Annotated in this window: 20 protein-coding genes and 1 pseudogene; 8 read left to right on the top strand and 13 right to left on the bottom strand. The window is 60.3% G+C overall.

The window, feature by feature from the left end; translation table 11 throughout:
* Positions 1-87: 87 nt before the first annotated feature.
* Both HGP14_RS03520 and HGP14_RS03515 read right to left on the bottom strand, forming a co-directional pair.
* Positions 88-1,185: a polyamine ABC transporter substrate-binding protein gene (locus HGP14_RS03520; protein ID WP_168828452.1), complete on the bottom strand. Its 1,098-nt coding sequence runs from the start codon at positions 1,183-1,185 to the stop codon at positions 88-90.
* Positions 1,186-1,319: 134 nt separating this feature from the next.
* The gene (locus tag HGP14_RS03515; RefSeq protein ID WP_168828451.1) at positions 1,320-2,732 is read right to left on the bottom strand and encodes a short-chain fatty acyl-CoA regulator family protein; all 1,413 of its coding nucleotides are present in this window, start codon (positions 2,730-2,732) and stop codon (positions 1,320-1,322) included.
* Between the two features lie 177 nt (positions 2,733-2,909).
* Here HGP14_RS03515 and aceA point away from each other — a divergent pair, with 177 nt between their 5' ends.
* Entirely contained in the window at positions 2,910-4,199 is a 1,290-nt protein-coding gene (gene aceA, locus HGP14_RS03510) for an isocitrate lyase (protein ID WP_168828450.1), read from the top strand.
* A gap of 21 nt (positions 4,200-4,220) precedes the next feature.
* Entirely contained in the window at positions 4,221-4,457 is a 237-nt protein-coding gene (locus tag HGP14_RS03505; RefSeq protein WP_168828449.1) for a hypothetical protein, read from the top strand.
* A gap of 140 nt (positions 4,458-4,597) precedes the next feature.
* Here HGP14_RS03505 and HGP14_RS03500 read toward each other — a convergent pair.
* Positions 4,598-5,331 (bottom strand): annotated as a pseudogene (locus HGP14_RS03500) (LysR family transcriptional regulator).
* Positions 5,332-5,417: 86 nt separating this feature from the next.
* Between HGP14_RS03500 and HGP14_RS03495 the strand changes: the two are divergent.
* Entirely contained in the window at positions 5,418-5,660 is a 243-nt protein-coding gene (locus tag HGP14_RS03495; protein ID WP_168828448.1) for a hypothetical protein, read from the top strand.
* On the opposite strand, the gene HGP14_RS03490 is transcribed toward HGP14_RS03495, so the two are convergent.
* The 4 genes from HGP14_RS03490 to HGP14_RS03475 form a co-directional block, all read right to left on the bottom strand.
* Positions 5,633-7,477 (bottom strand): methyl-accepting chemotaxis protein, encoded by a 1,845-nt coding sequence (locus tag HGP14_RS03490; RefSeq protein WP_168828447.1) that lies wholly within the window; start codon positions 7,475-7,477, stop codon positions 5,633-5,635. The genes HGP14_RS03495 and HGP14_RS03490 overlap by 28 nt on opposite strands.
* A 197-nt stretch (positions 7,478-7,674) precedes the next feature.
* Positions 7,675-10,209: a methyl-accepting chemotaxis protein gene (locus tag HGP14_RS03485; protein ID WP_168828446.1), complete on the bottom strand. Its 2,535-nt coding sequence runs from the start codon at positions 10,207-10,209 to the stop codon at positions 7,675-7,677.
* Between the two features lie 286 nt (positions 10,210-10,495).
* Positions 10,496-10,639 carry a hypothetical protein gene (locus HGP14_RS03480; RefSeq protein ID WP_168828445.1) on the bottom strand — a complete coding sequence of 48 codons (144 nt, stop codon included), beginning with the start codon at positions 10,637-10,639 and terminating at the stop codon, positions 10,496-10,498.
* Between the two features lie 153 nt (positions 10,640-10,792).
* The gene (locus tag HGP14_RS03475; RefSeq protein ID WP_168828444.1) at positions 10,793-11,980 is read right to left on the bottom strand and encodes an NAD(P)/FAD-dependent oxidoreductase; all 1,188 of its coding nucleotides are present in this window, start codon (positions 11,978-11,980) and stop codon (positions 10,793-10,795) included.
* A 115-nt stretch (positions 11,981-12,095) separates the two neighbouring features.
* Here HGP14_RS03475 and HGP14_RS03470 point away from each other — a divergent pair, with 115 nt between their 5' ends.
* The 5 genes from HGP14_RS03470 (at position 12,096) to edd (ending at position 19,051) form a co-directional block, all read left to right on the top strand.
* Complete coding sequence (locus HGP14_RS03470) at positions 12,096-13,532, top strand: glutamine synthetase family protein (protein ID WP_168828443.1); 1,437 nt, start codon at positions 12,096-12,098, stop codon at positions 13,530-13,532.
* A gap of 13 nt (positions 13,533-13,545) precedes the next feature.
* On the top strand, positions 13,546-14,844 hold the full coding sequence (locus HGP14_RS03465) for an NAD(P)/FAD-dependent oxidoreductase (RefSeq protein WP_168828442.1): 1,299 nt from the start codon (positions 13,546-13,548) through the stop codon (positions 14,842-14,844).
* A gap of 133 nt (positions 14,845-14,977) precedes the next feature.
* Positions 14,978-16,453, top strand: coding sequence for a glucose-6-phosphate dehydrogenase (gene zwf, locus HGP14_RS03460; protein ID WP_168828441.1), 1,476 nt, complete (start codon positions 14,978-14,980; stop codon positions 16,451-16,453).
* Positions 16,454-16,464: 11 nt separating this feature from the next.
* A complete protein-coding gene (pgl, locus tag HGP14_RS03455; RefSeq protein ID WP_168828440.1) occupies positions 16,465-17,163 on the top strand; it encodes a 6-phosphogluconolactonase in 699 nt (232 codons plus the stop codon).
* Positions 17,164-17,230: 67 nt separating this feature from the next.
* Entirely contained in the window at positions 17,231-19,051 is a 1,821-nt protein-coding gene (edd, locus tag HGP14_RS03450) for a phosphogluconate dehydratase (RefSeq protein ID WP_168828439.1), read from the top strand.
* Between the two features lie 51 nt (positions 19,052-19,102).
* On the opposite strand, the gene HGP14_RS03445 is transcribed toward edd, so the two are convergent.
* From HGP14_RS03445 to HGP14_RS03420, 6 genes are all read right to left on the bottom strand, one after another.
* Positions 19,103-19,456, bottom strand: coding sequence for a hypothetical protein (locus tag HGP14_RS03445; RefSeq protein ID WP_168828438.1), 354 nt, complete (start codon positions 19,454-19,456; stop codon positions 19,103-19,105).
* A gap of 167 nt (positions 19,457-19,623) precedes the next feature.
* Positions 19,624-20,712 carry an ABC transporter ATP-binding protein gene (locus HGP14_RS03440; RefSeq protein WP_168828437.1) on the bottom strand — a complete coding sequence of 363 codons (1,089 nt, stop codon included), beginning with the start codon at positions 20,710-20,712 and terminating at the stop codon, positions 19,624-19,626.
* 19 nt (positions 20,713-20,731) lie between these two features.
* Entirely contained in the window at positions 20,732-22,384 is a 1,653-nt protein-coding gene (locus HGP14_RS03435; protein ID WP_168828436.1) for an alpha-glucosidase, read from the bottom strand.
* 34 nt (positions 22,385-22,418) lie between these two features.
* The gene (locus HGP14_RS03430; protein ID WP_168828435.1) at positions 22,419-23,582 is read right to left on the bottom strand and encodes a carbohydrate ABC transporter permease; all 1,164 of its coding nucleotides are present in this window, start codon (positions 23,580-23,582) and stop codon (positions 22,419-22,421) included.
* 1 nt (position 23,583) lies between these two features.
* The gene (locus HGP14_RS03425) at positions 23,584-24,597 is read right to left on the bottom strand and encodes a carbohydrate ABC transporter permease (RefSeq protein ID WP_168828434.1); all 1,014 of its coding nucleotides are present in this window, start codon (positions 24,595-24,597) and stop codon (positions 23,584-23,586) included.
* Positions 24,598-24,758: 161 nt separating this feature from the next.
* Positions 24,759-26,120, bottom strand: coding sequence for an ABC transporter substrate-binding protein (locus HGP14_RS03420; RefSeq protein WP_168828433.1), 1,362 nt, complete (start codon positions 26,118-26,120; stop codon positions 24,759-24,761).
* Positions 26,121-26,177: the final 57 nt, after the last annotated feature.

The raw sequence follows: 26,177 nt of genomic DNA, 5'->3' as shown, positions 1-26,177 counted from the left end.
CCGAAGCATGATTTAAGCACCGGCCTTCCCTCACGGCCGGAGACCTCAAGAAAAGGCCCGGGCGTTACCGTCCGGGCCTGATTGCCTTTATTGGCCAGTAATGACCGTCGTCCACAGTCGAGTCACGACGCGCTGGGCCTTCGGATCGAGCGGCGGGACGGTGAAAAGCTTCGCCATGACTTCCGGCGGCGGATAGATCGCCGTATCGTCGATCACCTCCTTGTCGAGAAGTGGCTGCGACGCCTTGTTGCCGTTGGCGTAGAAGACGTAGTTGGATGCCTTGGCGGCGACTTCCGGCCTCATCATGTAGTTGATGAATTCATGCGCCTCTTCGACATGCGGAGCGTCCTTCGGGATACCAAAGACGTCGAAGAAGATTTGCGCGCCTTGGGTCGGCACGGAGTAGTCAAGCGTCACACCGTTCTTTGCTTCGGCGGCGCGGTCGCGTGCCTGGAAGACGTCGCCGGAATAGCCGAGCGCTATGCAGATATCGCCGTTGGCGAGCGCGTTGATATATTCCGACGAGTGGAATTTGCGGACATAGGGGCGGACGGCCATCAGTACGTCTTGCGCCTTCTTCAGGTCAGCCGAATCGGTGCTATTCGGATTCAAGCCGAGATAGGCGAGGACGGAGGGGACGACATCCGTCGGCGAATCCAGCATGTAGACGCCGCAATCCTTGAGTTTGGCAGCCTTGGCGGGATCGAAAAGCGCATCCCAGCCCGGTTTCTCGTCGGTGCCGAGGGCAGCCTTCACCTTGTCGACATTGTAGCCGATGCCGGTGGTGCCCCACATATAGTCGACGCTGTACTCATTGCCGGGATCGAAGGTGGCGACACCCTTCATCACGACGTCCCACATGTTCTTGAGATTCGGCAACTTCGACTTGTCGAGCTTCTGGTAGACACCGGCAGCGATCTGCCGCTGCATGAAGGAGACCGTCGGAACGACCACGTCGTAACCCGTGCCGCCCGCAAGCAGCTTGGCCTCAAGCGTCTCGTTGGAATCGAAGGTGTCGTAGACGACCTTGATGCCGGTTTCCTTGGTAAAATCTTCAAGAATGGAACTGTCGATATAGTCCGACCAGTTGTACACGTTGACGACGCGTTCCTGCGCAAAGGCCGGCGCCGCAATGACGGCGGATGCGACGGCTGCGGCTGCAAGCTTAGCGATTGTTGACCTCATGATCTCTCCTATCCGTTTCTTATTATAGGCACCGCGCCCGCGGATACCTTTTCCTCTGGATTTTTGCGTAGACTAGAAAGGATTTTACGAGGCGACAAGAGCAAAATACTGCCTAGTCTCAATGATTTCGCCGGCTACTGAAAATCGAAAGCACTAAACCCCGCTACCATTTCATCTAGCCCGAGCGGGCGAGTGACGGGTGGCTCGGCGCGTGCCAGACAGCCCTTCCGCTCGCAGAGGCGACAGGCAGGCCCGATTGCAACCGTATGTGGCACGGTCGGGAGCGCCTGGCCATAGACAGTGCTGTCCTTGAACGCCAGATCGCAGCCAAGCAGAAGCGCCGTGCGCCGAGGCCGTGCGCCGAAGGGTGCATTCGGCCCCTCAAGGGTACGGGATATGATGAGAAATGCGGAGCCGTCCGGCATCTCCGCGGCCTCGGCCAGAATCTGGCCCGGCTGGAGAAAGGCGGCATGGATGTTGAGCTTGGGACAGCCGCCGCCGAAGCGCGCATGCGGAAAGCCTGTCGCACCGGCCTTGCCCAGCCGATGGCCGGCGGCATCGATTTCCATCAGAAAGAAGGGAATGCCGGCATTGGCCGGCTGCTGCAGCATCGTCAGCCGCGTCGCGACTTGCCCGAATGAACAGCTGAAACGTGCACAGAGAACGCCAAGGTCGTAGCGCGACGCTTTCGCCGCGGAAAGAACCGCGCCGTAAGGCATCATCAGCGCAAGCGCGGCATAGCGCGCAAGCTCGAAGCGTGCGATGCGCGTGGCCTCGGGCGTCGAAAGGCCGAGCGTTGCCAGTTCTCGCGAAATTGCGTCACCAAGCGCAAGCGTCGCGGCCTCGACGGCGATCTCCTGAAGCTGATCGCAAGCGGCAAGACGCTCCGATATGAAAAGCCGCATCGAATGCCGGTCAAAGCGGCGGCGCAAATCGGGCATCACATGCACCGGCAGGATGCGAACGCTGATGCCGCGCTCCTTCTGCAGCCAGTCCTTGAGTACCTGGGACAGCTCACCGGCCGGCAGCGCTGCGCGGAAAGCCGCCGCCGCTTCCTCAAGTGTGCCGAAGTAAGCGGAGCGGCGCTCCAAAACGTCTCGCACCTCGTCTGAGGGCAGGCGGGCGCCTGCCGCCGGAGCCTGAGCTTCTCCGGCCATCAGGACCGTCAGGTCTGAAAGACGCGAGGCCTGCTCGCGGTAGGCGCGATAGAGCTTGACGATCCCGCTCGCCGCGTTCGGCGCGGCATCGGCCAACTCGACGAGTTCGTGATCGCCGGGCAGTTCGCCCGACAGCAGGGGGTCGGCGAACACTTCGCGCAACTGAGCGAGATTGGCTCCCGACTCGCTCTGCAACTCCTCCAGATCGACCTTGTAGACCGATGCCAGCTTCAACAGCAGTTGGACCGTCAAGGGCCGCTGATTGCGTTCGATCAGGTTGAGGTAGGACGGCGAAATTCCGAGCGCATCGGCCATCGCCGTCTGCGTGACCGCCAGCCCATTGCGTATCCGGCGGACCTTCGGCCCGGCAAATATCTTCCGCTCGACCACTCAGCGCCTCCCGCATCGACATTTACAAACATTTACAAATTTACAGGACAAACCTGTAAGATCCGCGCCAATCTAACCTCATTTATCTGCTTAAAATCAAGCTTTCTCTGGCAATATGAGGCGATTTTGTAAATTCTGTCACATGACATAAGGTTCTTCATCCAGAAGGAGGAAATCGTGACGGAATTTGCCAAGCTGATCCGCAGCGCCCCGGGGGGCCGTTTTGACGGCATCGAGCGGCCCTACTCGCCCGAGGACGTGAAGAGGCTGCGGGGGTCAGTTGAACTGCGCTATTCGCTTGCCGAAATGGGTGCAAACCGCCTTTGGCGGCTTCTGCAGGAGGACGATTTCGTCAATGCGCTCGGTGCGCTTTCGGGCAATCAGGCGATGCAGATGGTGCGTGCCGGCCTGAAGGCGATCTACCTGTCCGGCTGGCAGGTCGCGGCCGACGCGAACACCGCTTCGGCGATGTATCCCGACCAATCGCTCTATCCTGCCAATGCAGGACCGGAACTCGCCAAGCGGATCAACCGGACGCTTCAGCGCGCCGACCAGATCGAGACGTCGGAAGAGCACGGGCTTTCCGTCGAGACGTGGTTCGCGCCGATCGTCGCTGATGCCGAGGCCGGCTTCGGCGGACCGCTCAATGCTTTCGAGATCATGAAGGCCTATATCGAGGCCGGTGCCGCCGGTGTCCATTTCGAGGATCAGCTGGCGTCGGAAAAGAAGTGCGGTCATCTCGGCGGCAAGGTTCTCATTCCCACTGGGGCGCATATCCGCAACCTCAACGCTGCGCGGCTTGCTGCCGACGTCATGGGTGTTCCCGCTCTCGTCATCGCCCGCACGGATGCGGAAGCGGCAAAGCTGCTGACGTCGGACATCGACGAGCGCGACCGGCCCTTCGTCGACTACGATGCCGGCCGCACCGTCGAAGGCTTCTATCAGGTCAGGAGCGGGCTGGAACCCTGCATTGCCCGAGCTGTGGCCTATGCCCCCTATTGCGATCTCATCTGGTGCGAGACCTCCAAACCGGATCTGGAGCAGGCGCGGCGCTTTGCGGAAGGCGTGCACAATGCCTATCCCGGCAAGCTGCTTGCCTATAACTGCTCGCCATCCTTCAACTGGAAGAAGAACCTCGACGACGCGACGATCGCGAGGTTCCAGCGAGAGCTTGGCGCCATGGGCTACAAGTTCCAGTTCATCACGCTCGCCGGTTTTCATCAGTTGAACTTCGGCATGCACGAACTGGCACGCGGCTACAAGGACCGGCAGATGTCGGCCTATTCGGAGCTGCAGCAGGCGGAGTTCGCTGCCGAGGCACAGGGCTATACCGCGACCAAGCATCAGCGCGAGGTCGGTACCGGCTATTTCGATGCCGTGTCGCTCGCGATCACCGGCGGGCGGTCCTCGACCACGGCGATGAAGGAATCGACAGAACATGCCCAGTTCAAACCCGCAGCCGAGTAGCCATACCGAAGGAGAAAAGACATGGCTTCCATCGCACGTGTCCGCGAAAGAGCGGAAGAACAGTCGTCCAGTATGAGCGCTGATCAGCAGGCCATGATCCGTATGCTTGCAAATGACCTGCATCGTCTGAACCAGGCCGTCATGAATGCCGTCGAGGCCGGGGTATCCGTCGAACTCGTGCGCTCCGCCCGCCACCATGGCGGCAACGGCAATTGGGGCGATCTACTGATCCCGGTTATTGTTGCCAACGGGGCATAGGATCAAAATGGCGGCGCCTGCAGCGCCGCCATTTTGCATTACTCGACGTAACCGTTGCTGTCATAAGGGCAGCATAACAAGCATAGGCTCATCGGGATCACTGTTGCCCTCCGAAACCATTGCAGCCGTCGTCCTCCGACCTAGCTGCGGGTGGCGCGTTTTCCCGCGAAAAGATCGGAGTAGCTTTTCAGCAGCTTCGTTATTCGGTCGGCCACGGTGCGGATTTCCGGGCGGTGTCGGTCCTCGTTGTTCATCACGATCCACTGCCCATGCCGCAGCTCCGTCAGTTCGCCGCCATGCCGCTGCAGATCTGTGTCGAGATCACCGACAAAACAAGGCAGGACCGCCTTCCCAGCGCCCGCACGAACGAGGTCCGGGAGCGAACGAGGCCTATTGACCGTCGCCACTATGGATTCCGACGCATGACGGTAAGGCCAGCGAAGATAGGCGGAAATGGCGTCGCTCTCGCGATAGGCAAGATTTGCCCGCGTTTCGCCGATCGTCAGTGCGATGTTGAAATCATCGGCCGGCATTCGGATCGCGGAGAAATTCTCGGTCAGCAGCCAGGCCACCCATGTACCAGCTGCGATCTTTACCGTCATGCCGCCCTCGCGGCCTGGCGCCAGGCATCCACTTTGCGCGCGGCCGCCTCCATCTCCTGAAGGTGATCGAGGAGCATCCGGCCATCGGCTGTCAGGCGATAGCCAGTCTGACTGCGAGCGAAGAGCGTCCGGCCCGTTTCCTGCTCCAGTTCAAGCATGCGCCGGCCGATAGTCGCAGGGCTCAGACCGCTTGCCGAACTTGCTCCCGTCAGCCCGCCAAGGCGAGCGACCTCCAGAAAAAGCTGATAGGAATCCCATGGGGTGCTTTTCATAGGTGAAAAACATAATTGGATTTTGGCTGTTTATGAAGCGATTTTTGGTGTGTAGTTGAAGGGATGTCTTGAACGGAGGACATCACATGATCGACCAGATCACCGTCGCAAATCTCCTCGCGGCTTCACACGGCCTGCCAATCCACCGGCGCACACGAAGCGAGGACGACTTCTACGAAGAGTTTGGAAATTCGCTGGTCGCGGGCTTTGCTGCGTGGCTCGCAAGGATCGGTTCGAAAAGGAAAGAGGACCGCGCGTCGCCGGCGCGATCCTCCAACATTACCTCAAGCTGCGAGCCCAATCAGGCCGCCTGCCTCATCCGGCCCTGAGCCTGTCGCGATCCTTCGATCCTAAATTGATGCAATAGGCTCATCAGCAGATCGGCCTCGTCAGCGAGCTGGCGGCTGGCCTGGGTTGTCTCCTCGACCATGGAGGCATTCTTCTGCGTCATCTGATCCATGGCGTTGACGGAACCATTGACCTCCTGCAGCGCTGCAGACTGATCCTGGCTTGCGGTGGCGATCGTCTCGACATGCTTGCTGATCGCGATAATCTCTTGGCTGATCGAAGCGAGCACGTTGCCTGTCTTCTGCACCAGCGCCGAACCCGCCGTGACCTCCTGGCTGGATTTCTCGATCAGGCCCTTGATCTCCCGGGCGGCCTCGGCCGAGCGCTGCGCCAGTTCGCGGACTTCCTGAGCAACAACCGCGAAGCCCTTGCCTGCCTCTCCGGCCCGCGCGGCTTCGATACCGGCGTTAAGCGCCAGAAGATTCGTCTGAAAGGCAATGTCATCGATGACTTCGATGATCTGCTCGATCTGCTGCGAGGCCTGCTCGATGCGACCCATGGCGGCAACGGCATCGCTGACGACGGCGCCGGAGCTGTCGGCCGTCTTCTTCGTCACGGCAACGGCATTGTTTGCTTCGCGGGCACGCTCAGCGGACGAGCGTACGGTCACCGTGATCTCTTCGACGGCAGCGGCGGTTTCTTCCAGGCTCGCCGCCTGTGCTTCCGTGCGCTTGGAAAGCTCGCCGGCGGAAGTCAGCATCGCACCGCTGTTGCGCTGGATGGCGTTGGCGTTATCGCGAATTTGAACCAGCGTATCCTGCAGGCGGACGAGCGACGTGTTGAAATCGACGCGAAGCTGTTCGAGCCGGCCGACAAAAGGCGTCTCGATCGTCTGCGAGACATCCCCCTGGGCGAGACGTCCAAGGCCCGCCGCGAGCTGGTTGACCGCAAAGTCGATCTGACCGTCGAGCGAACGCTTGTCCGCGTCGTTGCGGGCACGCTCGGCTTCGCTTAGCGCCCGTTGTTCGGCAGCCTGCGTCTCGAGCTCCTGCCGGGCCCTGGCGCTATCGCGGAAAGCTTCCAGCGCGCGGCCGATCTCGCCGAATTCGTTCTTCTTCTCAACGCAGGGTATCGTGCCGTCGAGCTTACCTGCGGAGATCGCGTGAACGGTGTTCGTCAACCCAAGCAGCGGCCTGACGGAAGATCGGATCGCGAAGAAGGCCAGCACGCCGACAAGCAACATCACCGCGGCGCCCACTCCGACGACCAGAGCCTGCAGATGATTGAGCCGGGCGTAATAGACTTCCATCGGAATGCCGATGAAGAGGATACCGACATTGGCGCCCGCCGCACTCCTGACCGGGAAGTAGCCGGTCATGAAATTGCGGCCGAAGAGCTGTGCCGGGCCATAGTAGGCTTTTCCCCGGGAAAGAACCGGTTGCGCTGGATGATCGGCGGCAAGCTTGGTCCCGACGGCGCGACTGCCGTCTTCCTTCTTCACGTTGGTCGAAACGCGGACATAGTCCGTGCCCTGCTTCTGAAAAATCGTGGCGACGCCTGCGATCGACTGGGCCGTGCGATCGACCAGAGCATGATCCTTGAGTTCGGGAATGGCATCTTCCGTGACCGAGAAGAGTTCATCGTCCCTCACGCCGATAGCCGCGCCCGTGTCCGCTGCGCCATAGAGTACCGCCATCGTGCGGCTCGCTCCCTTGGCATCCGAGATGGCGCTCTCCATGACGTAACGGCTGAGATTGTAGTAGGTGACGGCGACGATCGCCGCGGTGCTACCGGCAAGCAATGCGAGCGTGATCGCAACTACCTGACGCACGATGGACGTCGAAAAGAAACGCGGCATAAAAATCTCCCGCCATGAACTCCCTCAAATTTAAGGGAAAAGCGTTAAGGAAAATTTTCCTTAACGGCGGATCGCTTGCATATCAAAGGCAGCATCCTTCGGCGGTAGCTGAGACTATTCCCTCAACGGGGCCGATCATACGCAAAACAAAAGCGGCCCCGAGACGGAGCCGCTTTCGACTGGCTTGATCAGGCGTTTCACGCCGCGCGGTACATCGCTGTCTCGGCGATGCCTTCGCCGTCGATCTTGAACTGCTGCACGAGGTGGAGAAGCGCATCCGCCTGGCTGGCAAGTTCGCGGCTTGCTGCTGTCGTTTCTTCGACCATCGCGGCATTCTGCTGGGTCATTTGATCCATCTGATTGACAGTCGAATTTACCTCCTGCAGCGCGCTCGACTGGTCATGGCTTGCGCGGGCGATCATCTCGACATGCTGGCTGATAGTGACGATCTGCTCGCTGATCTTTGCGAGGACCGTGCCCGTTTCCTGAACCGAGTGCGAACCGGAGCTGACTTCGGTCGTCGACTTGTTGATCAGGCCCTTGATCTCCTGGGCAGCAGCAGCGGAGCGCTGGGCGAGTTCTCGGACTTCCATGGCGACGACGGCAAAGCCTTTGCCCGCTTCGCCGGCGCGCGCGGCTTCGATACCGGCGTTCAGCGCCAGAAGGTTGGTCTGGAAGGCGATCTCGTCGATGACACCGATGATCTGCTCGATCTGGCGGGAGGCTTCCTCGATGCGGCCCATCGCGTCGATCGCCTTGCTGACGACGGTGGCCGAGTCATCGGCGCTGCGCTTTGCCTGGCGGACGATCTGGTCGGCATCCTTAGCCCGTTCCGCGGAAGAGCGGACCGTAACGGTGATCTCATCGACGGCCGCAGCCGTTTCTTCGAGCGAAGCGGCTTGCTGTTCGGTGCGCCTGGCAAGATCTTCGGCCGACTGAGCCATCTGGTTGCCATTGCCCTGGATCATTTCGACGTTGTCGCGGATCTGGCTCATGGTCGCCTGGAGGCGCAGCATCGAGCCGTTGAAGTCTTCGCGTAGCTGTTCGAGACGGCCGATGAAGGGCGTGTCGATCGTCGTCGAGATATCGCCCTGCGACATGCGCTCGAGACCGGCGGCGAGTTCGTTGACCGCGAATTCGATCTGGCGGTCCATCTCGCGCTTTTCGGCATCGTTGCGCTGGCGCTCGTGTTCGGCGGCCTGACGCTCTTCGTCGCTCTGCTCTTCGATGCGGATCTTGGAGATCGCATTTTCCTTGAAGATGCCGAGTGCGCGCGCCATGTCGCCGATTTCGTCATGGCGCTGCTCGCCGGAGATATTCGTGTCCAGCGCGCCATCGGCGATGCGGCGCATTGCGGCAGTGATCTGGCCGATCGGGCGCTGCAGCGTCAGCACCAGCGCAATGCCGCCGATGATGGAAAGCAGAATCCCAAGGCCGGTCGTGAGTACCGAGATACTGTTTGCCTGAGTGCGCTCCGTACCGGCCGTCTGCTTCTGAAGCTCGGCGAAATCGGTAAGCTTCATCCAGATATCGTCGAGTTCCTGGCGTGCTGCCGCATAAGCGCCGACACGCTGGCTGATTGTGTCGACGATCTTCGTGCCGCTCGAAGAAATGTTGGCGAGCTCAGGCTTGATCGCGCCAGAAATGCCCTCGGCGAAACCCATCCCCTTGGCGCTGGCCGCCAGAACTTCGATGTCCTTGTCCAGGCCGTCGATAGCCTGCTGCAGCGCTACGAGATTGTCCTTGCTGGAATTCCCGAGGAAATCGGAAAGGGAGATCTGCAGCGCATAGACGGCGTTTTCCAGCGTGCGGGTGTCTTCGAGAACCGAGTTAGCCTGAGCGATACGTCCGTCGAGCTCGGCAAACTGCTGTGTGGCATCGCGCATCTTCTGCGTGGCCGTCAGCTGCGTGTAGGTGGAGGTCTGGCGGAAGCGGGAGACCAGACGGTTGAGGTCCGCAACCGTCTCGTCGGTCGGCGCAGCCGTCTCGGAAAGCGTCTTTATGTCCTTGATCGTCGAAGCGATGGTATCAACCACGCTCTTCTGGCTACCCGGCACGGAAATGGAGATGAGGCGCTGGGCATCCGTCATGCCCGGTAGCTGCTTCTTGATGTAGTCGATCTTGTCCTGTGTCGCTGCCGCCTTGTTGAAATCGGTGGCGATGCCGCCGAGGAAATCACCCCCCTTGAGAAGATGATCGGCGGTGCGGAGAATGGTCGTCGCCGCGGTCTCATCACGCCGGACTTTCGTCTGAAGCTCCTCAGCTTGATAGGAAACCATGAAGCGGGTGTTGACCAGGTTCTTTTGCGACTTGTCGATCGCCTTATGGAGAGCGACTTCCTGTTCGTGCAGAGCCCAGAGTTTGCCGACGACATCGGACACATCCTTCGTGCGCCGCGCAGCTTCCGCGAGGCTTTCACGACCGGAAGCATCCTCGCCGATCTGCGCGAGCGTCGCGTCCAGCACGCCCTCTTGTGTCTGGAGGTCGGCAAGCAGCTTGTCGCGCGACTTCTCATTTGCCGTGCGCAGGAAGTCGTCCATCGAACCGTAGAGATCCTTGAATCCGCTCAGCGACTGCAGAACGCTGTTCGATATCTCCATGCGCCCTTGCAGAAGTCCCGACGCGTAAAGGCCAGTCAGGCCAACCGCGGAAATGCTGATCACAAAGGGCAGAACGAAGATAAGTACCTTGGTCTTGATCTTGAAGCGCGAAAGGATCTTGTCAATAAACATGTCGGTTCCGGCCTTCCATACACACTCCTCCCGCAGGCCTGACGACAGCGCCTGCCGAGTGCATCTCGAGCTGATTTCTTGTGGACTCTGGGAACCCGACGGATCAGGCGGCAGTCATTGCCAATACGCTTCCGTAAGAAGGAAACGCCCAATATTCATCGGCAATTCTGACCGAACATCTATTAATATTCGGATAAGCGCTTAAGGCGGGATCAGGTATGCCGCGGGCAAGCACAAATAAGCACCGCGGCAGGCAAACGCTCTTTGTGAACTAGGATGGGAGAGATCAGATCGCGTGAGAGATCAGAAGTGCGATTACGGCTGCGGTTGCGCCGGTCGCGAGCATCAGAAAGCGGAAGGTGGCGAGCTTTGTATCAGGCTTGGCCTGAGCGATTGCAATGGCGCGGGCGCGTCGTGTGTTCCTGTTCATGCGAGAACCTCACTTCCTTCATAACTCAACAATCCACTAAAATGGCTTGCCGGTAAAGCTTAATTTAGGAAGCTCTTTCCAAACCACCATTGGGACACGATGGCGCACCCTTCTTAAGAAGTCTTGAATCTCTTTCTCCAGATTCGTGCCTATCTATAAGGATTCGCCAGCGGCAAAGCCCGAAGCCCAGGCCCACTGGAAATTATAGCCGCCGAGCCATCCGGTGACGTCGACGCATTCGCCGATGAAATAGAGGCCGGGCACGCCCTTCGCCTGCATCGTCCGGGAATCGAGCCCAGAAGTATCGATGCCTCCAAGCGTCACTTCGGCCGTGCGATAGCCTTCCGAGCCGGACGGCTTGATCTTCCAGTTCTGCACGGCATCGCAAAGGCGGGCGAGTGCCTTGTCGGCAAGGTCGGCCATTTTGCCCGAGATGCCTTCCCGCTCCGTCACATATTGTGCCAGCCGTTTCGGCAGGATTTCGCCGAGTGCCGTCTGCGCCGACTGGCGGCCGTTCTCCTGCTTGGCTTTCTTCAGATGCAGCAGCAGATCCACATCCGGCTCGATATGGACGGCGATCTCGTCTCCCTCCCGCCAATAGGACGAGATCTGGAGGATTGCCGGCCCGCTGAGGCCGCGGTGGGTAAAGAGCAGCGCCTCGCGAAAGCCGGTTTTTCCATGCCGGATTTCGGAAGGTGCCGAGATGCCTGAAAGGGCAGCAATGCTTTCCAGCAGGATCGGATCGAGCGTCAGCGGCACGAGGCCTGGGCGGGTTTCGACAAGACCCAGCCCGAATTGCTCGGCGATGCGGTAAGCAAAACCCGTTGCGCCCATCTTCGGAACTGATTTGCCGCCAGTCGCCACGACGAGCGCGGCGCACTCATGTTCGCCATCGGAGGTCCGGATCCGAAAGCCGTCACCGCTTTCTTCGACAGCCTGTATCTCAGTCTGCAATTGCAGCTCAGCACCCGCAGCTCTCATCTCGTCGAGCAACATCCGGATGATGTCCTTGGCGCTGTCATCGCAAAAGAGTTGGCCGAGTGTCTTTTCGTGCCATGCGATTCCGTGCCGATCGACCATGGCGATGAACTCGGCCGGGCTGAAGCGGGCGAGTGCGGATTTGCAGAAGTGCGGGTTGGCCGAAAGGAAGTTCTTCGGGCCGGCGTTGACATTGGTAAAGTTGCAGCGCCCGCCGCCTGAGATGCGGATCTTCTCGCCCGGCGCCTTCGCGTGATCGAGCACGACGACCGAGCGGCCGCGTTGCCCTGCGCGGATGGCGCACATCATTCCAGCGGCGCCCGCGCCTATGACGATCACGTCGCTCTTGCGTCTCAAACCCATTTTCCTCTGCGAAGGCGCCTTCTTTTTCCATCAGACGGCGAAAGTCAACGCCACCTCTCGCCAATTGCCAAACTCCGGTTATGATGGCCTTTCGATCAACGCGAACATGTGTGTCATGTCACCAAAAAAGACGACGCTGAAGCCTGCCAGAAACGTGCCTGCCTCCACGAAAATTCCTCCGGATCCCGGATCTTCGCGCGGTGTGGCAAACTGGAAGGAAGCGGCGCAGTGGCTTCGCGCACGTGGTATCGAGGACATCGAATGCATCACCCCGGATCTCGCCGGCGTTCCGCGCGGCAAGATGATGCCGACCTCGAAATTTACCTCGAATACGTCGCTCGCCTTACCCTCGGCGATCTACCGCCACACGATCTCCGGTGAATATCCGGAGGAGACCGAAAGCTTCCGTTACGAGCCGCGCGACAGCGACCTCAAGTTGATGCCTGATCTTTCGACGCTCTCGGTGGTTCCATGGGAGACGGATCCGACGGCGCAGGTGATCTGCGATATCGTCAATTCGGAAGGCGAGGAAGTTCCCTATACGCCGCGCAACCTCCTCAAGCGGATCATGGGGCTATATGCGGAACGCGGCTGGAAGCCGGTCGTCGCACCAGAGATCGAATTCTATCTGGTCGCCAACAACGATGACCCCGATTATCCGCTGCGGCCGCCGAAAGGCCGTTCCGGCCGCTCCATCCTCGGCGGTCAGGGCTACTCGATCGCCGGCATCAACGAATTCGACGAACTGATCGACGATATCTATCACTTCTCCGAGAAGCAGGGCCTCGAGATCGACACGCTGATCCATGAAGAGGGCCCCGCGCAGCTTGAGATCAACCTGCGCCACGGCAACCCGATCGAGCTTGCCGACCAGGTCTTCATGTTCAAGCGCACCATCCGTGAGGCTGCGCTGAAGCACGATATCTACGCGACGTTCATGGCCAAGCCGATGCAGGGCCAGCCGGGCTCGGCGATGCATATCCATCAGTCGGTCGTCAATATCGAGACCGGCAAGAACGTCTTTTCCAATCCCGACGGATCGGCTTCGAAACAATTCTTCCACTTCATCGGCGGCATGCAGAAATACGTGCCAAGCGCACTTGTGATGCTGGCGCCCTACGTCAATTCCTACCGGCGCCTTGCACCGAACATGTCCTGCCCGGTCAACAACGCCTGGGGCTACGACAACCGCACGACGGCATTCCGCGTTCCAGTTTCCGATCCGCAGGCGCGACGCGTGGAAAACCGTCTGCCGAGTTCCGATGCGAACCCATATCTGGCGCTCGCCGCCTCGCTGGCTTCGGGCCTCCTCGGCATCATGAAGGAGATCGAGCCCACGGCACCGACCGAAGACGCCGCCAACGAGGGGTCTATCGACCTTCCCAGGGGCCTGCTCGAGGCCGTGGCCCTGCTGGAAGACGAACCGGCATTCGAGGAGGTGTTCGGCAAGGAATTCATCGGCCTTTATGCTGGCGTCAAGCGGGGAGAGTTCGAGACCTTCATGCAGGTGATCAGCCCCTGGGAACGCGAATTCCTGCTGCTCAACGTATGAGGAGGCCCGCCTCATGACGGTGCAAGAGAACTGGCAGAGCCCAATCGCGCCCGGCGTTTCCTGGTATCAGGCAACGGTGGGCGAGCGTCCGACCTATCCCGAGCTCGATGGGTCGAAGACATGCGACGTCGCCATCGTCGGCGGCGGCTATACGGGTTTGCAGGCGGCCTACAACCTGGCAAGAGCCGGCGTTTCGGTTGTACTGATCGATGCCTGCCGCTTCGGCGACGGGGCATCCGGCCGCAACGGCGGACAGTTTGGCACCGGCCAGCGCGCGTGGCCGGAGGAACTTGAAGAGAAGATCGGCCACGAGCGTTCCAAGGCGCTCTTCGACCTTGCCGAAGCCGCCAAGAGACATCTCCTCGACTTCGCAAACGAACATCAGATCGATATCGAGTTCATGCCGGGCCAGATGAATGTCTCGCACAAGGCGAGCTACAAGCGTTTCTATTACGAGAACGCGGAAATCGCCGCCCAGCGCTACGACTATCCGCACCTGCGCTTCATGGATGCGGAAGAGACGCAGGAGCGTCTCGGCTCGAAGCGCTACTACTGCGGCGTGCGCGATACTGGCACCGGTCATATTCATCCGCTGAAATTGTTGATCGGGCTGGCGCGCGTTGCGGCCAATGCCGGGGCTGAGCTTTTCGAAATGACCAAGGCGACGGCCATCCGTCAAGGCAGCGGCAAGGTGACGATCGAAACGCCGAGAGGCCTGATCACGGCCGACCGTGCGCTGATCGCATGCAACGGCTATATCGGCAATCTGGAGCCGGTGACGGCAAGCCATGTCATGCCGATCCGCTCCTTCATCGGCGCTACCGTGCCGCTTGACCGATATCCAGCCGTGCTTCCCGGTGGCGAGGCTGTCGCGGACTCGCGTTTCGTCGTGCGCTATTTCCGAAAATCGAGGGACGGAAGGCTGCTCTTCGGAGGCCGCGAGGCCTACACCTCCGATAACCCCCGCGACATCAGCAAACATATCCGGCGCCAGATCGCCGAGATCTACCCAGCGCTCAAGGATATCGAAATCACCCATGCCTGGGGCGGTTCCGTCGGCATAACGATGCCGCGCCAGCCCTTCGTGCGCGAAGTCATGCCGGGAGTTACCTCGATCGGCGGTTATTCGGGCCATGGAGTGATGCTGTCAAATTACTGCGGCAAACTTTATGCAGAAACAGTACTGGGAAAGTCGGCCGATCTCGAGCTCTTCAAGTCACTCGATATCCCGGCGTTCCCCGGGGGTGCGACAATGCGCGCACCACTGCTGTTCCTGGCTTTGTCATGGTTTGCGCTACGGGATAAGTTTTAACGCGATTGCGGGATTTCCTCGTTGGGCAATTCGCTCTAAAACCGGGAGCCGACAAATTCATCGCATCGAACGCTGGCTTTTTTAAATCGATTAGATTAAAAGGCCGCAACCAGCCTGATTGAGAGAAAAGCTCATGAGCAGCCAGATCATTCCCGTTGAACCCTTCGACTGCGTCGTCTTCGGCGGCAGCGGCGACCTTGCCGAGCGCAAGCTCCTTCCTGCCCTCTATCATCGCCAGATTGAGGCTCAGTTCACGGAACCGACGCGCATTATCGGCGCTTCGCGCAGCCCGCTTTCCAACGACGAATACCGGAAGTTCGCGCAGGATGCCCTCAAAGAGCATCTCAAAAAGGGCGAATACAACGAGGAAGAGGTCGAAAAATTCTGCCGGCGCCTCCACTACGTTCCCGTCGATGCACGTTCGGACGCCGGATGGGATCAGCTCAAGAAGCTGCTCGATGAAGGCAAGGATCGCGACCGCGCTTTCTATCTCGCCGTCGCGCCGGCGATCTTCGGCGACATCTCGCAGAAGCTTGCCGAGCACAAGCTGATCACGAAGGCATCGCGCATCGTCGTCGAAAAGCCGATCGGCCGTGATCTTTCCTCGGCACGGTTGCTGAACGACACAATCGGCCGCGTCTTCAAGGAAGAGCAGATCTTCCGCATCGACCATTATCTCGGCAAGGAAACGGTGCAGAACCTGATGGCGCTGCGCTTTGCAAATGCCCTTTACGAGCCACTGTGGAACGCGAACTACATCGACCACGTGCAGATCACGGTTGCAGAAGCCGTTGGCCTGGAGGGCCGCGCTGGTTACTACGACACCGCCGGCGCATTGCGTGACATGGTGCAAAACCACATTCTGCAGCTTCTCTGCCTCACCGCCATGGAAGTTCCGGGATCGATGGATTCCGAAGCGGTTCGCGATGAGAAGCTGAAGGTGCTGCGCGCCCTGAAGCCGATCGACGCTTCCAACGTCGAACAGGTCACGGTTCGCGGCCAGTACCGCGCCGGTGCTTCCGGTAGCGGCCCTGTCAAGGGCTACCTCGAGGAGCTTGAGGGCGGCGTCTCCAACACCGAAACCTTCGTTTCCATCAAGGCCGAGATCAACAACTGGCGCTGGGCAGGCGTTCCGTTCTTCATCCGCACCGGCAAGCGGCTTGCTGGCCGCGTGTCGGAAATCGTCATCACGTTCAAGCCCATCCCGCACGCGATCTTTGATCAGGCCGCCGGACGCATCAGCCAGAACCAGCTGATCATCCGGCTGCAGCCGGATGAGGGCGTCAAGCAGTCGCTGATGATCAAGGACCCCGGCCCGGGCGGCATGCGCCTGCGCAACGTCTCTCTAGACATGAGCTTTGCGGAAGCGTTCCATGTGCGGAACCCGGACGCCTACGAGCGCCTGCTGATGGACGTTATCCGCTCCAACCAGACGCTCTTCATGCGCCGCGACGAGGTCGAGGCCGCTTGGCAGTGGGTCGATCCGATTCTCAAGGGTTGGGAAACGACCGGCCAGCTCGCTCAAGGTTACACCGCTGGCACCTGGGGCCCGAGCCAAGCCATTGCGCTTATCGAGCGTGACGGCCGCACCTGGCACGACAACATTTAGGAGCACTAGCGATGGCCGCGACCATGCATGCTTTTGCCAATTCCGCAGATCTTGCCCGCAGCCTTGCGGACAAGGTGGTGGAGAGGCTTTCGGCCGCGATCGCCGCGCGCGGTGCGGCGAGCATTGCCGTGTCCGGCGGCTCGACGCCGAAGGCATTCTTTCAGGAGCTGTCGTCCCGCGATCTCGACTGGAGCAAGGTGACGGCGACGCTTGTCGACGAACGCCTGGTCCCAGCCGACAATGATCGTTCGAACCACCTTCTGGTCGCGGACAATCTGCTGCAGAACAAGGCGAAAGCGGCGCGGTTCGTGCCGCTTTACCAGAAGGCAGGCTCCGCCGAAGAGGCGGCGAAGCTTGCGACTGCCGAGACGAAAGCGATCGGCAATCCTTTCGACGTGGTGATTCTCGGCATGGGTGGCGACGGACACACCGCCTCGTTCTTTCCCGGCGGCAATAACCTTGCCGTGGCGCTCGATCCGGCGACGCCGCGTGGCCTCATTTCCATGGAGGCGGAGGGTGCCGGCGAGCCTCGGCTGACCTTCACTTTCTCTAGCCTCCAGGATGCCGGGCTCCTGGTGCTCCATATCGAAGGCAACGGCAAGAAGGACGCCCTGACGAAAGCCGAAGGCGCCGGAGAAGAGGCGGAGATGCCAATTCGCGCCGTCCTGCGGCGGGCAGCGACGCCGGTCGATATCTACTGGGCTCCGTAAGACCAAGCCTCCGGGCGCCGAGCCGCGAACGTACAATTTGAACAGCAACCAAGGCAGGATAACTCCCATGTCCGCTAACGCACGCATATCTGCGATCACGTCCCGCATTGTCGAGAGATCGAAACCGACGCGCGAGCGATATCTCGAGCGCCTGCATGCCGCGGCTTCCACGGGCGTCCAGCGCTCGATCCTCGGCTGCGCCAACCTTGCCCACGGCTTTGCGGTCTGTTCCCCCGCCGAGAAGGATGCGCTGGCGGGTGAGCGCGTGCCCAACCTCGGCATCATCACCGCCTATAACGACATGCTTTCGGCCCACCAGCCGTTCGAAACCTATCCAGCGATCATCCGCGAAGCCGCCGCCGAAGCAGGCGGCATTGCCCAGGTCGCCGGGGGCGTTCCGGCCATGTGCGACGGCGTCACACAGGGCCAGCCGGGCATGGAGCTCTCGCTGTTCTCCCGCGATCTGATCGCCATGTCCGCCGGCGTCGGTCTCTCGCACAACATGTTCGATGCCGCGCTCTTCCTTGGCGTGTGCGACAAGATCGTCCCGGGCCTGGTGATCGCCGCCCTCTCCTTCGGGCACCTGCCGTCGATTTTCGTTCCGGCGGGGCCGATGACGAGCGGGCTGCCGAACGATGAGAAATCACGCGTTCGGCAGCTTTATGCGGAAGGCAAGGTCGGCCGCGCCGAGCTGCTGGAGGCCGAGTCCAAGTCCTATCACGGCCCCGGCACCTGCACCTTCTACGGCACCGCCAACTCCAACCAGATGCTGATGGAGATCATGGGCTTTCATCTGCCGGGCTCTTCCTTCGTCAATCCCGGCACGCCCTTGCGCGAAGCGCTGACGCGCGAGGCCGCCAAACGCGCTCTGGCGATCACCGCGCTCGGCAACGAATTCACGCCCGCCGGGGAGATGATCGATGAACGCTCCATCGTCAACGGCGTCGTCGGCCTGCATGCGACGGGCGGCTCCACCAACCACACGCTGCATCTCGTTGCGATGGCGCGCGCCGCCGGCATCCAGCTTAGCTGGCAGGACATTGCCGAACTCTCCGAAGAAATTCCGCTGCTTGCCCGTGTCTACCCGAACGGCTTGGCGGACGTGAACCATTTCAACGCCGCAGGCGGCATGGGCTTCCTCATCAAGGAACTGCTGAAAAAAGGCATGCTGCACGACGACGTGCGCACAGTCGCCGGCCAGGGGCTTCAGGCCTACACGATCGATGCACGCCTGGGCGACAACGGCACTGTCGTCCGCGAGCCGGCGCCGGAAAAGAGCCACGATTCCAAGGTGCTTGCCAGCATCGAAACGCCCTTCCAGGCGAATGGCGGCCTGAAGATGCTGCGCGGCAATCTCGGCAAGGCGGTCATCAAAATTTCTGCAGTAAAGCCGGACCGCCATATCATCGAGGCGCCCGCCATCGTCTTCCACAGCCAGCAGGAGCTGCAGGACGCCTTCAAGGAGGGCAAGCTGAACCGTGATTTCGTGGCGGTCGTGCGTTTCCAGGGACCGAAGGCGAACGGCATGCCGGAACTGCACAAGCTGACGCCGCCGCTCGGCGTTTTGCAGGACCGCGGTTTCCACGTTGCGCTCCTGACAGACGGCCGCATGTCCGGCGCTTCGGGCAAGGTTCCGGCTGCGATCCACGTCACGCCGGAAGCTGTCGAAGGCGGGCCGATCGCCCGTATCCAGGACGGCGACATCATCCACCTCGATGCTGTCCGCGGCACGCTGGAAGTCCTCGTCGACGCAGCCACCATGGCGGAGCGTGAGCCGGTGACGGCCGATCTGTCCGACAACGAATTCGGCATGGGCCGCGAGCTCTTCGCCCCGTTCCGCCGGGCCGTCGGCGCCTCGGACCACGGTGCGACAGTCCTCTTCCACTGAACAAAAAAGCCCGCGAGGTGATCGCGGGCTTTCAAGTGCAATGTGCTCCGATCAGCTGCGAACGTCGAGAACGTAATCGCGATGGGCCGGATGGGTGCTGTAGACGAATATCTTGTTCATCTCCTTCTGCGTCAGCATGCGCAGGAACCGCACTTCGATGGTGTTGTTGGCGTTTACCCGCATCAGCATGCAGCCGACTTTTGTGATGCGCGCATCCGGAATATCCAGATAAAACTGCTTTGGCAGATTGAACTGCGTCAAGAGGGCGAGCGTCGCGCTGCTCATCGAGATTCGGACGATATCGCAGCGGCGGGATGCCATGTGCATGACACCCTTTTCGGTATATTCGATGCGCGCTGCGTTCATCGTATCCTCCATTCTAAACCGCTGTTCGCGGTCGTACATGAAGGATTCTTCCTTGTTTAGAAAATGCCCTGGCGGCAATGGATTGGATGCACCCACAACCTTAATTCCCCTTAAAAAACGACAGGGAAAAACCTAGCATCGGTTGCTTAACAGAAGGTGATGATCGCATCCCTCAAGGCAGAAAGGAGCAGTCCGGCAATGTAGTCCTACTTTCTGTAAGTGTACCCCTCCGCATCGAAAAGATGCAGTTTCGACCGATCGGCGGCGAACCTCATCTTCTGACCTTTCTTTATGCCGGTTATTCCCGGAATCTTGACGATGATCGGCTCGCCCGGCACCAGCCCCTCGATATAAAGCAACGTCACTTCGCCGAGCGCTTCGACGAGCGCAACCTCTCCCTCGAAAAGGTAATCATCGCCATCGGCGAGCTGGAGGTCTTCCGGGCGCACGCCGAAACTTGCTCTTTTGTCCTTCTCTGATCCGGCAGTCGGAATATCAAGCGTGACGGACTTGCCGCCGGTCAGCGTGACCCTCGTCGCGGCGCCGGTTTCGCTGATGGTGGCGGGAATGATGTTCATGGCCGGAGAGCCGATGAACTTTGCAACGAACAGGTTTGCCGGACGCTCATAGAGTTCCAGCGGCGCGCCGACCTGCTCGATGTGCCCGGCCGAGAGCACGACGATCCTGTCCGCCAGCGTCATGGCCTCAACCTGGTCGTGGGTGACATAGATCATCGTCGTGTCCGCCATCTGCTCACTAAGGCGGGCAATCTCGATGCGGGTCGCCACGCGCAGCGCTGCGTCAAGGTTCGACAGCGGCTCGTCGAACAGAAAGACTTTCGGATTGCGGCAGATGGCGCGGCCGATCGCCACGCGCTGGCGCTGGCCGCCGGAAAGCGCCTTGGGGAGGCGGTCGAGAAATTTGGTGAGTTGCAGGGTTTCGGCGGCGGCTCTCACGCGCCGATCGATCTCCCTTTTATTCTCGCCGGCGATCTTCATGCCGAAAGCCATGTTGTCGAAGACCGTCATATGCGGATAGAGCGCATAGGACTGGAACACCATGGCGATCCCGCGCTTCGACGGCGGGACCTCGTTGACGAGCTGGCCATCGATATACATCTCCCCGCCGGTGATCTTCTCGAGGCCTGCAATCATGCGCAGCAGCGTGGACTTGCCGCAGCCGGACGGTCCGACGAAGACGATGAACTCGCCCTGATTGATTTCCAGGTCGATGCCGTGGAGCACGTCCACGGCCCCGTAGGATTTGCGGATATCCTTTAACATAACTCCAGTCATCTGATCCCCTCCCGATTCCTTATGCGAGACGGGCGAAATACGCCCCCCAAGCCGGAATATCGATCCTGTCGCCATAGTTGTTGCTGGTAAAGCCGTGTCCCGTCAGCGCCTGCCATTCTCCCATTGGCAAGGTGACGTTGGTTTCCAGCGGGCTCATATTGAAAATGCAGAGCAATTGTTCGTTTCCGTATCTGCGCGTGAAGACAAGCGCCTCGCCTTGCGGCGGCTCGAAGTCGATCTCACCCTTGGCGAACGCTGGATACTGCTTGCGGAAGGCGAGGAAGCGGCGGTAGTGCTCAAGCACGGAATTCTCGTCGCCCTGCTGCACGCTGACGGCGCGCAGGATGTGCTCGACCGGCACCGGCAGCCAGGGCTTCACGGTCGAGAAGCCTCCCTGGGCTACCTGCGAATCCCAGACCATCGGCGTGCGGCAGCCGTCACGGCCCTTGAATTCCGGCCAGAACTGAATGCCGTAGGGGTCCTGCAGGTCCTGATAGGCGAGATCGGCTTCCGTCAGACCAAGCTCCTCGCCCTGGTAGAGGCAGACGGAACCACGCAGCGTCAGCAGCAGGGAAGCATAGTGCTTCGCGAAGGCGTCGTGATCCGCAACGAGCGAGCCCCAGCGGCTGACATGGCGCATGACGTCGTGATTGGAAAACGCCCAGCAGGCCCAGCCGTCAGGCGCGGCAGCGCCAAAATCCTTCATCACCTCTTCGACGCGCTCCGGCGCAAGCGGATCGGGAGAAAGAAACTCGAAGGCATAACACATATGCATCTTGTCGTTTCCGGACGTGTATTGGCCAACGATTTCAAGACCTCGCTGGCTGTCACCCACTTCGCCGACGGATGCGATTGCCGGAAACTCTTCCAGAACGGCCCGGAAGCGCTTCAGGAACGCCAGGTTCTCGGGCCGGTTCTTGTCGTAGAGGTGTTCCTGGAAGTTGTACGGGTTGACTGCCGGCGCGGTCGAGGCGTTGCGGCGTTCCGGCGCCAAAGCGGGATTGTCGCGCAACTCCTTGTCGTGGAAATAGAAGTTGATCGTATCGAGGCGGAAACCGTCGACGCCGCGCTTCAGCCAGAAGCGGACGACATCGAGCAACCGGTCCTGGACCTCAAGATTGTGCAGGTTGAGGTCCGGCTGGGAGGTCAGGAAGTTGTGCATGTAATACTGCATGCGGGTGGGATCCCAGGCCCAGGCAGAGCCGCCGAAAATCGATAGCCAGTTGTTCGGCGGCGTGCCGTCCGGCCTTGCATCGGCCCAGACATACCAGTCCGCCTTTGCATTCGTCTTGCTGGAACGGCTTTCGACGAACCAGGGGTGCTGGTCAGAGCTATGCGAGATGACGAGGTCGATCATCACCTTGATCCCGAGGCGATGGGACTCGGCTATCATCGTGTCGAAATCCACCAGCGTGCCGAAGATCGAATCGACGTTCTCGTAGTCGGAAACGTCGTAGCCGAAATCTCGCATCGGCGAGGTGAAGAACGGCGAAATCCAGATCGCGTCGGCGCCGAGGCCAGCGACATGCGGCAGGCGGGCGGTAATGCCCTTCAGATCGCCGATGCCGTCGCCGTTCGAATCCTGGAAGGAGCGCGGGTAGATCTGATAGATCACAGCGCCGCGCCACCAGTCCTTGTCGACCGTTAAATCAGGTTGGGATTGCATGCTCATGTTTGTTCCTGTGGGATATGCATATTCAATTGGATCAGCCACCCTTGACCGAACCCGCAAGCAGCCCGCGCACGAGATAGCGCTGCAGCCCGAAGAACACGAGCAGCGGTATCACGATGGTGACGAAGGCGGACGCCGTTAGAATTTCCCAGTTGCCGCCGCGGGAGCCGAGCAGCGCATTCAGCGCGCCGGTCAGCACGAGGTGCTGCCGGTCGGTTCCGAGGAAGACCATCGCCACAAGCAGGTCGTTCCACACCCACAGGAACTGGAAGATCGCGAAAGACGCGAGAGCGGGAAAAGAAAGGGGCAATACGATGCGGGTAAAGATTTCGAAATCGCTTGCGCCATCGACGCGCGCGGATTCGATAATCTCCCTGGGCAGACCCGCGATATAGGCGCGCAGCAGATAGATGGCGAGCGGCATGCCGAAAGCAGTATGCGCCAGCCAGATGCCGGGATAGGTCTTTGACGGCACGTCGAAAGCCGAACCCACCATGTTGTAGAGACGCAGCAGCGGGATCAGCGACATCTGCAGCGGCACGACGATAAGGCCGACGACGAGGGCGATCAGCAAGGCGCGGCCGGGGAATTCCATCCAGCTTAGCGCATAGGCGGCGAAGGCCGCAATGAGGATCGGGATGATGGTCGCGGGGATGGTGACAGTCAGAGAGTTGATGAAGGATTGGCCGATCCCCTCGCTGGTCAGAACTGTCTTGTAATTTTGCAGCGTGAATTCCGGGGGCGTCAAAACCGCAAGATAGACGCGGCGGCCGGCATCGTCATCCGTGAAGGGCGCGCTTTTTACGAAGCGATACGTGCCGTCCTCATTGACTTGAAGGCTGAGGCTCTCACCGAGATCAGCGGTCTCGCCCGCCTTGTAGGCCGACGGCTGCTGGATGCGCGTGCCGAAAGCCGTTAGCAAACGGCCCTCCTGGCCCTCCAGCAGATTGCCGGAAATGACGTAGACGGGTCCCTCTTGCTTCTGCTGGTCGGCGGTTCCGACGCGGCCGGCAACCGTGCGCGTCGAGCCGGCAAAGGCGGTCCACCAACCGGAGACAACGATCTGGTTCTTGTCGCGGACGGCGCTGACGAAGATGCCGAGCGTCGGGATCAGCCAGATGATCACGATCAGCAGGACGCAGAAGTGAACGAAGAGACGAGCCGCGCCAATCCTGACGAAGCGTTCCGACAAGGTCATCTCAGTGGCCTCCGAGTTCGCGGTTCGCGCGGCGGACGTTCCACACCATGATCGGCGTCACCGCGAGCATGATGATAAGGGCGATGACGGCGCTTCGGCCGGAATCGCCACCGCCGCGGAACAGCCAGTTGAACATCAGATTGGCGAGCACCATCGAATCCCACTGACCGTTCGTCATTGTGAGAACGATGTCGAAAACCTTGAGGACGAGGATGGTGATTGTGGTCCACACCACGGCGATCGTGCCCCAGACCTGCGGCACCATGATGCGCCAGAAGATCTGCCAGCCGTTGGCCCCGTCGATCACAGCGGCCTCGATGGTTTCTTCCGGAATGCCGCGAAGGGCGGCAGAGAGAATGACCATCGCAAAACCGGTCTGGATCCAGATGAGGATCACCATCAGGAAGAAATTGTTCCAGAAGGGAACGGAGATCCAGACTTGCGGCGAGCCGCCGAAGAGCTGGACGATGGCGTTGAGAAGGCCGATCTGAACGTCGTTGCCGCCGCGATATTCGTAGATGAATTTCCAGATGACCGACGCGCCGACGAAGGAGATCGCCATCGGCATGAAGACGATGCTCTTTGCAATATTCCCCCACCAGATGCGATCGGTCATGACTGCGATGACGAGGCCGAAGAAGGTGCAGGCGGCCGGAACGACTGCGAGCCAGAGGATGTTGTTGAAGATCGATTGGCGGAATTCGCGGTCGTTGTACGCCCACTGATAGTTGGCAAAGCCTACGAAGTTCGAGCCGGAGCGATCGTAGAACGACAGGATGAGCGTCGCGATGACCGGGTAGACGAGATAGACAATCAGCAGAAACAACGCCGGCCCGAGAAACAGCCAGGGGCGTATCATGCCCCGGCGGTTCAGGTTGCGCGCAGCCGAGTGGATGTCGCCGTCCTTGACCGGTAGCGCCAGATCGAGAAGCTTGTTCGAGAAATAGAAATAGGCGGAGCAGGCAAACACCGCCACGATCACAACGCCCAACGCGGAAACTATCTGCGACAGCATTCGTCCCTCCCCCTGCTACTTGTCGATCCTGAAAGGCTGGCGCCGGTCACCGTCAACGTCTTTGTTGCGCTGATCAAATTGTCCGGCGCTGGCCGGTCCCCATGCTTCCGGCCACCCATGCCAAATGCCGCGGGTTGCCCCGCGGCACCGGCTCGCGACGGTTACTTGATGGCGTCCCAGGCGGCCTGGATTTCCTTACCGGTATCTTCCGCCGACTTGCCGCCGACAAAATCGACCATGCCGGTCCAGAACGCACCCGCGCCAATCTTGCCAGGCATCAGGTCCGAACCGTCGAAGCGGAAGGTCGTAGCTGTCGTCAGGATCTCGCCTTCCCTCTTCATCTGATCATTGGCATAGGCTGCGGTGCTCACCCCCTTGTACGGCGTGAGGAAGCTCGACTGAGCCATCCAGACCTCATGTGCGATCGGCGTCTTCAGGAAGTCGACGAAGGCGCGCGCCGCCTTGGAGTCCTTGGTGATTGTCACGAGCGTCCCTGCGCCGAGAACCGGCTTGCCGAGATCCGCATGCGCTGCGTAGGTCGGCAGGTAGAAGAAGTCGACATCCTGGCCGAGCTTTGTGCCTTCCGGGAAGAAGGACGGGATGAACGAAGCCTGACGGTGCATGTAGCACTTCGGCGGAACGGCGAAGAGGCCCTTCGGACTGTCGCGGAAATCGGTTGCCGCCACTGCGGCAACGCCGCCATCGACATACTTCTCATTCTTGGCGAACGAGCCGAATTCCTCGATCGCGGCAACAACGGCGGGATCGGTGAACTTCACCTCATTGGTGGTCCACTTATCGTAAACCTCTGGCTTGTGCTGGCGCAGCATGATGTCTTCGATCCAGTCGGTCGCCGGCCAGCCGGTGGCGCCGCCCGAGCCCAGACCGATGCACCACGGAACGCCGCCGTCCTTGACGATCTGATCCGACAGGGCATGCAGTTCTTCCATCGTGGTCGGGATCTTGTAGCCCGCTTCCTTGAAGTTCTCCGGCACATACCAGACGAGCGACTTCAGGTCGGCCTTGTAGGGGAAGGCATAGAAGGCTTCCTTGCCGTCCTTGCCCTTGTAGGTGCCGTAGCCGACCCAGCTATCGCCGGCGCCGTAGTTATCCTTCACCCACTTGGAGTTCTCGTCGCCGAGCGGCGTCAGGAAACCCTTGCTGGCCAGATCGGCCAGAAGACCCGGCTGCGGCAGAATGGCAACGTTCGGCGGAGAGCCGGCCTGCGTATCGATGACGATCTGCTGTTCGTAGTTTTCGGATGACGAGTAGGTGGCGTCAACGCCGGTCGCTTCCGTGAAATAGGCAAGAATGCTGCGGAAGAAGGCTTCGTCCTCGCCGCGCCACGGTCCAAAGATCGTCAGCGGCTGGCCTTTTAGGTCGGCGTGAGCGGCCTTGAAATCGTCATAGCTCTTCCAGTTGAACTTCGCGTCCTCTCCCGGAGCGAATTTCAGGTCGGCAGCGGAAGCCGCTCCGGCAAAAAGCGCAGCCGCGGCAACGCCCATCAAAAGGATCTTCTTCATGTGATCAACCTCCCATCACAATCGCAATCACGCTTTCGCCCCTCCTCAGGAATTCTC

This window comes from Rhizobium sp. P32RR-XVIII, assembly GCF_012641395.1.
Classification (GTDB): domain Bacteria; phylum Pseudomonadota; class Alphaproteobacteria; order Rhizobiales; family Rhizobiaceae; genus Rhizobium.
The sequence above is the reverse complement of the archived record's forward strand: the minus strand, read 5'-3'. Positions and strand labels throughout refer to the sequence as shown.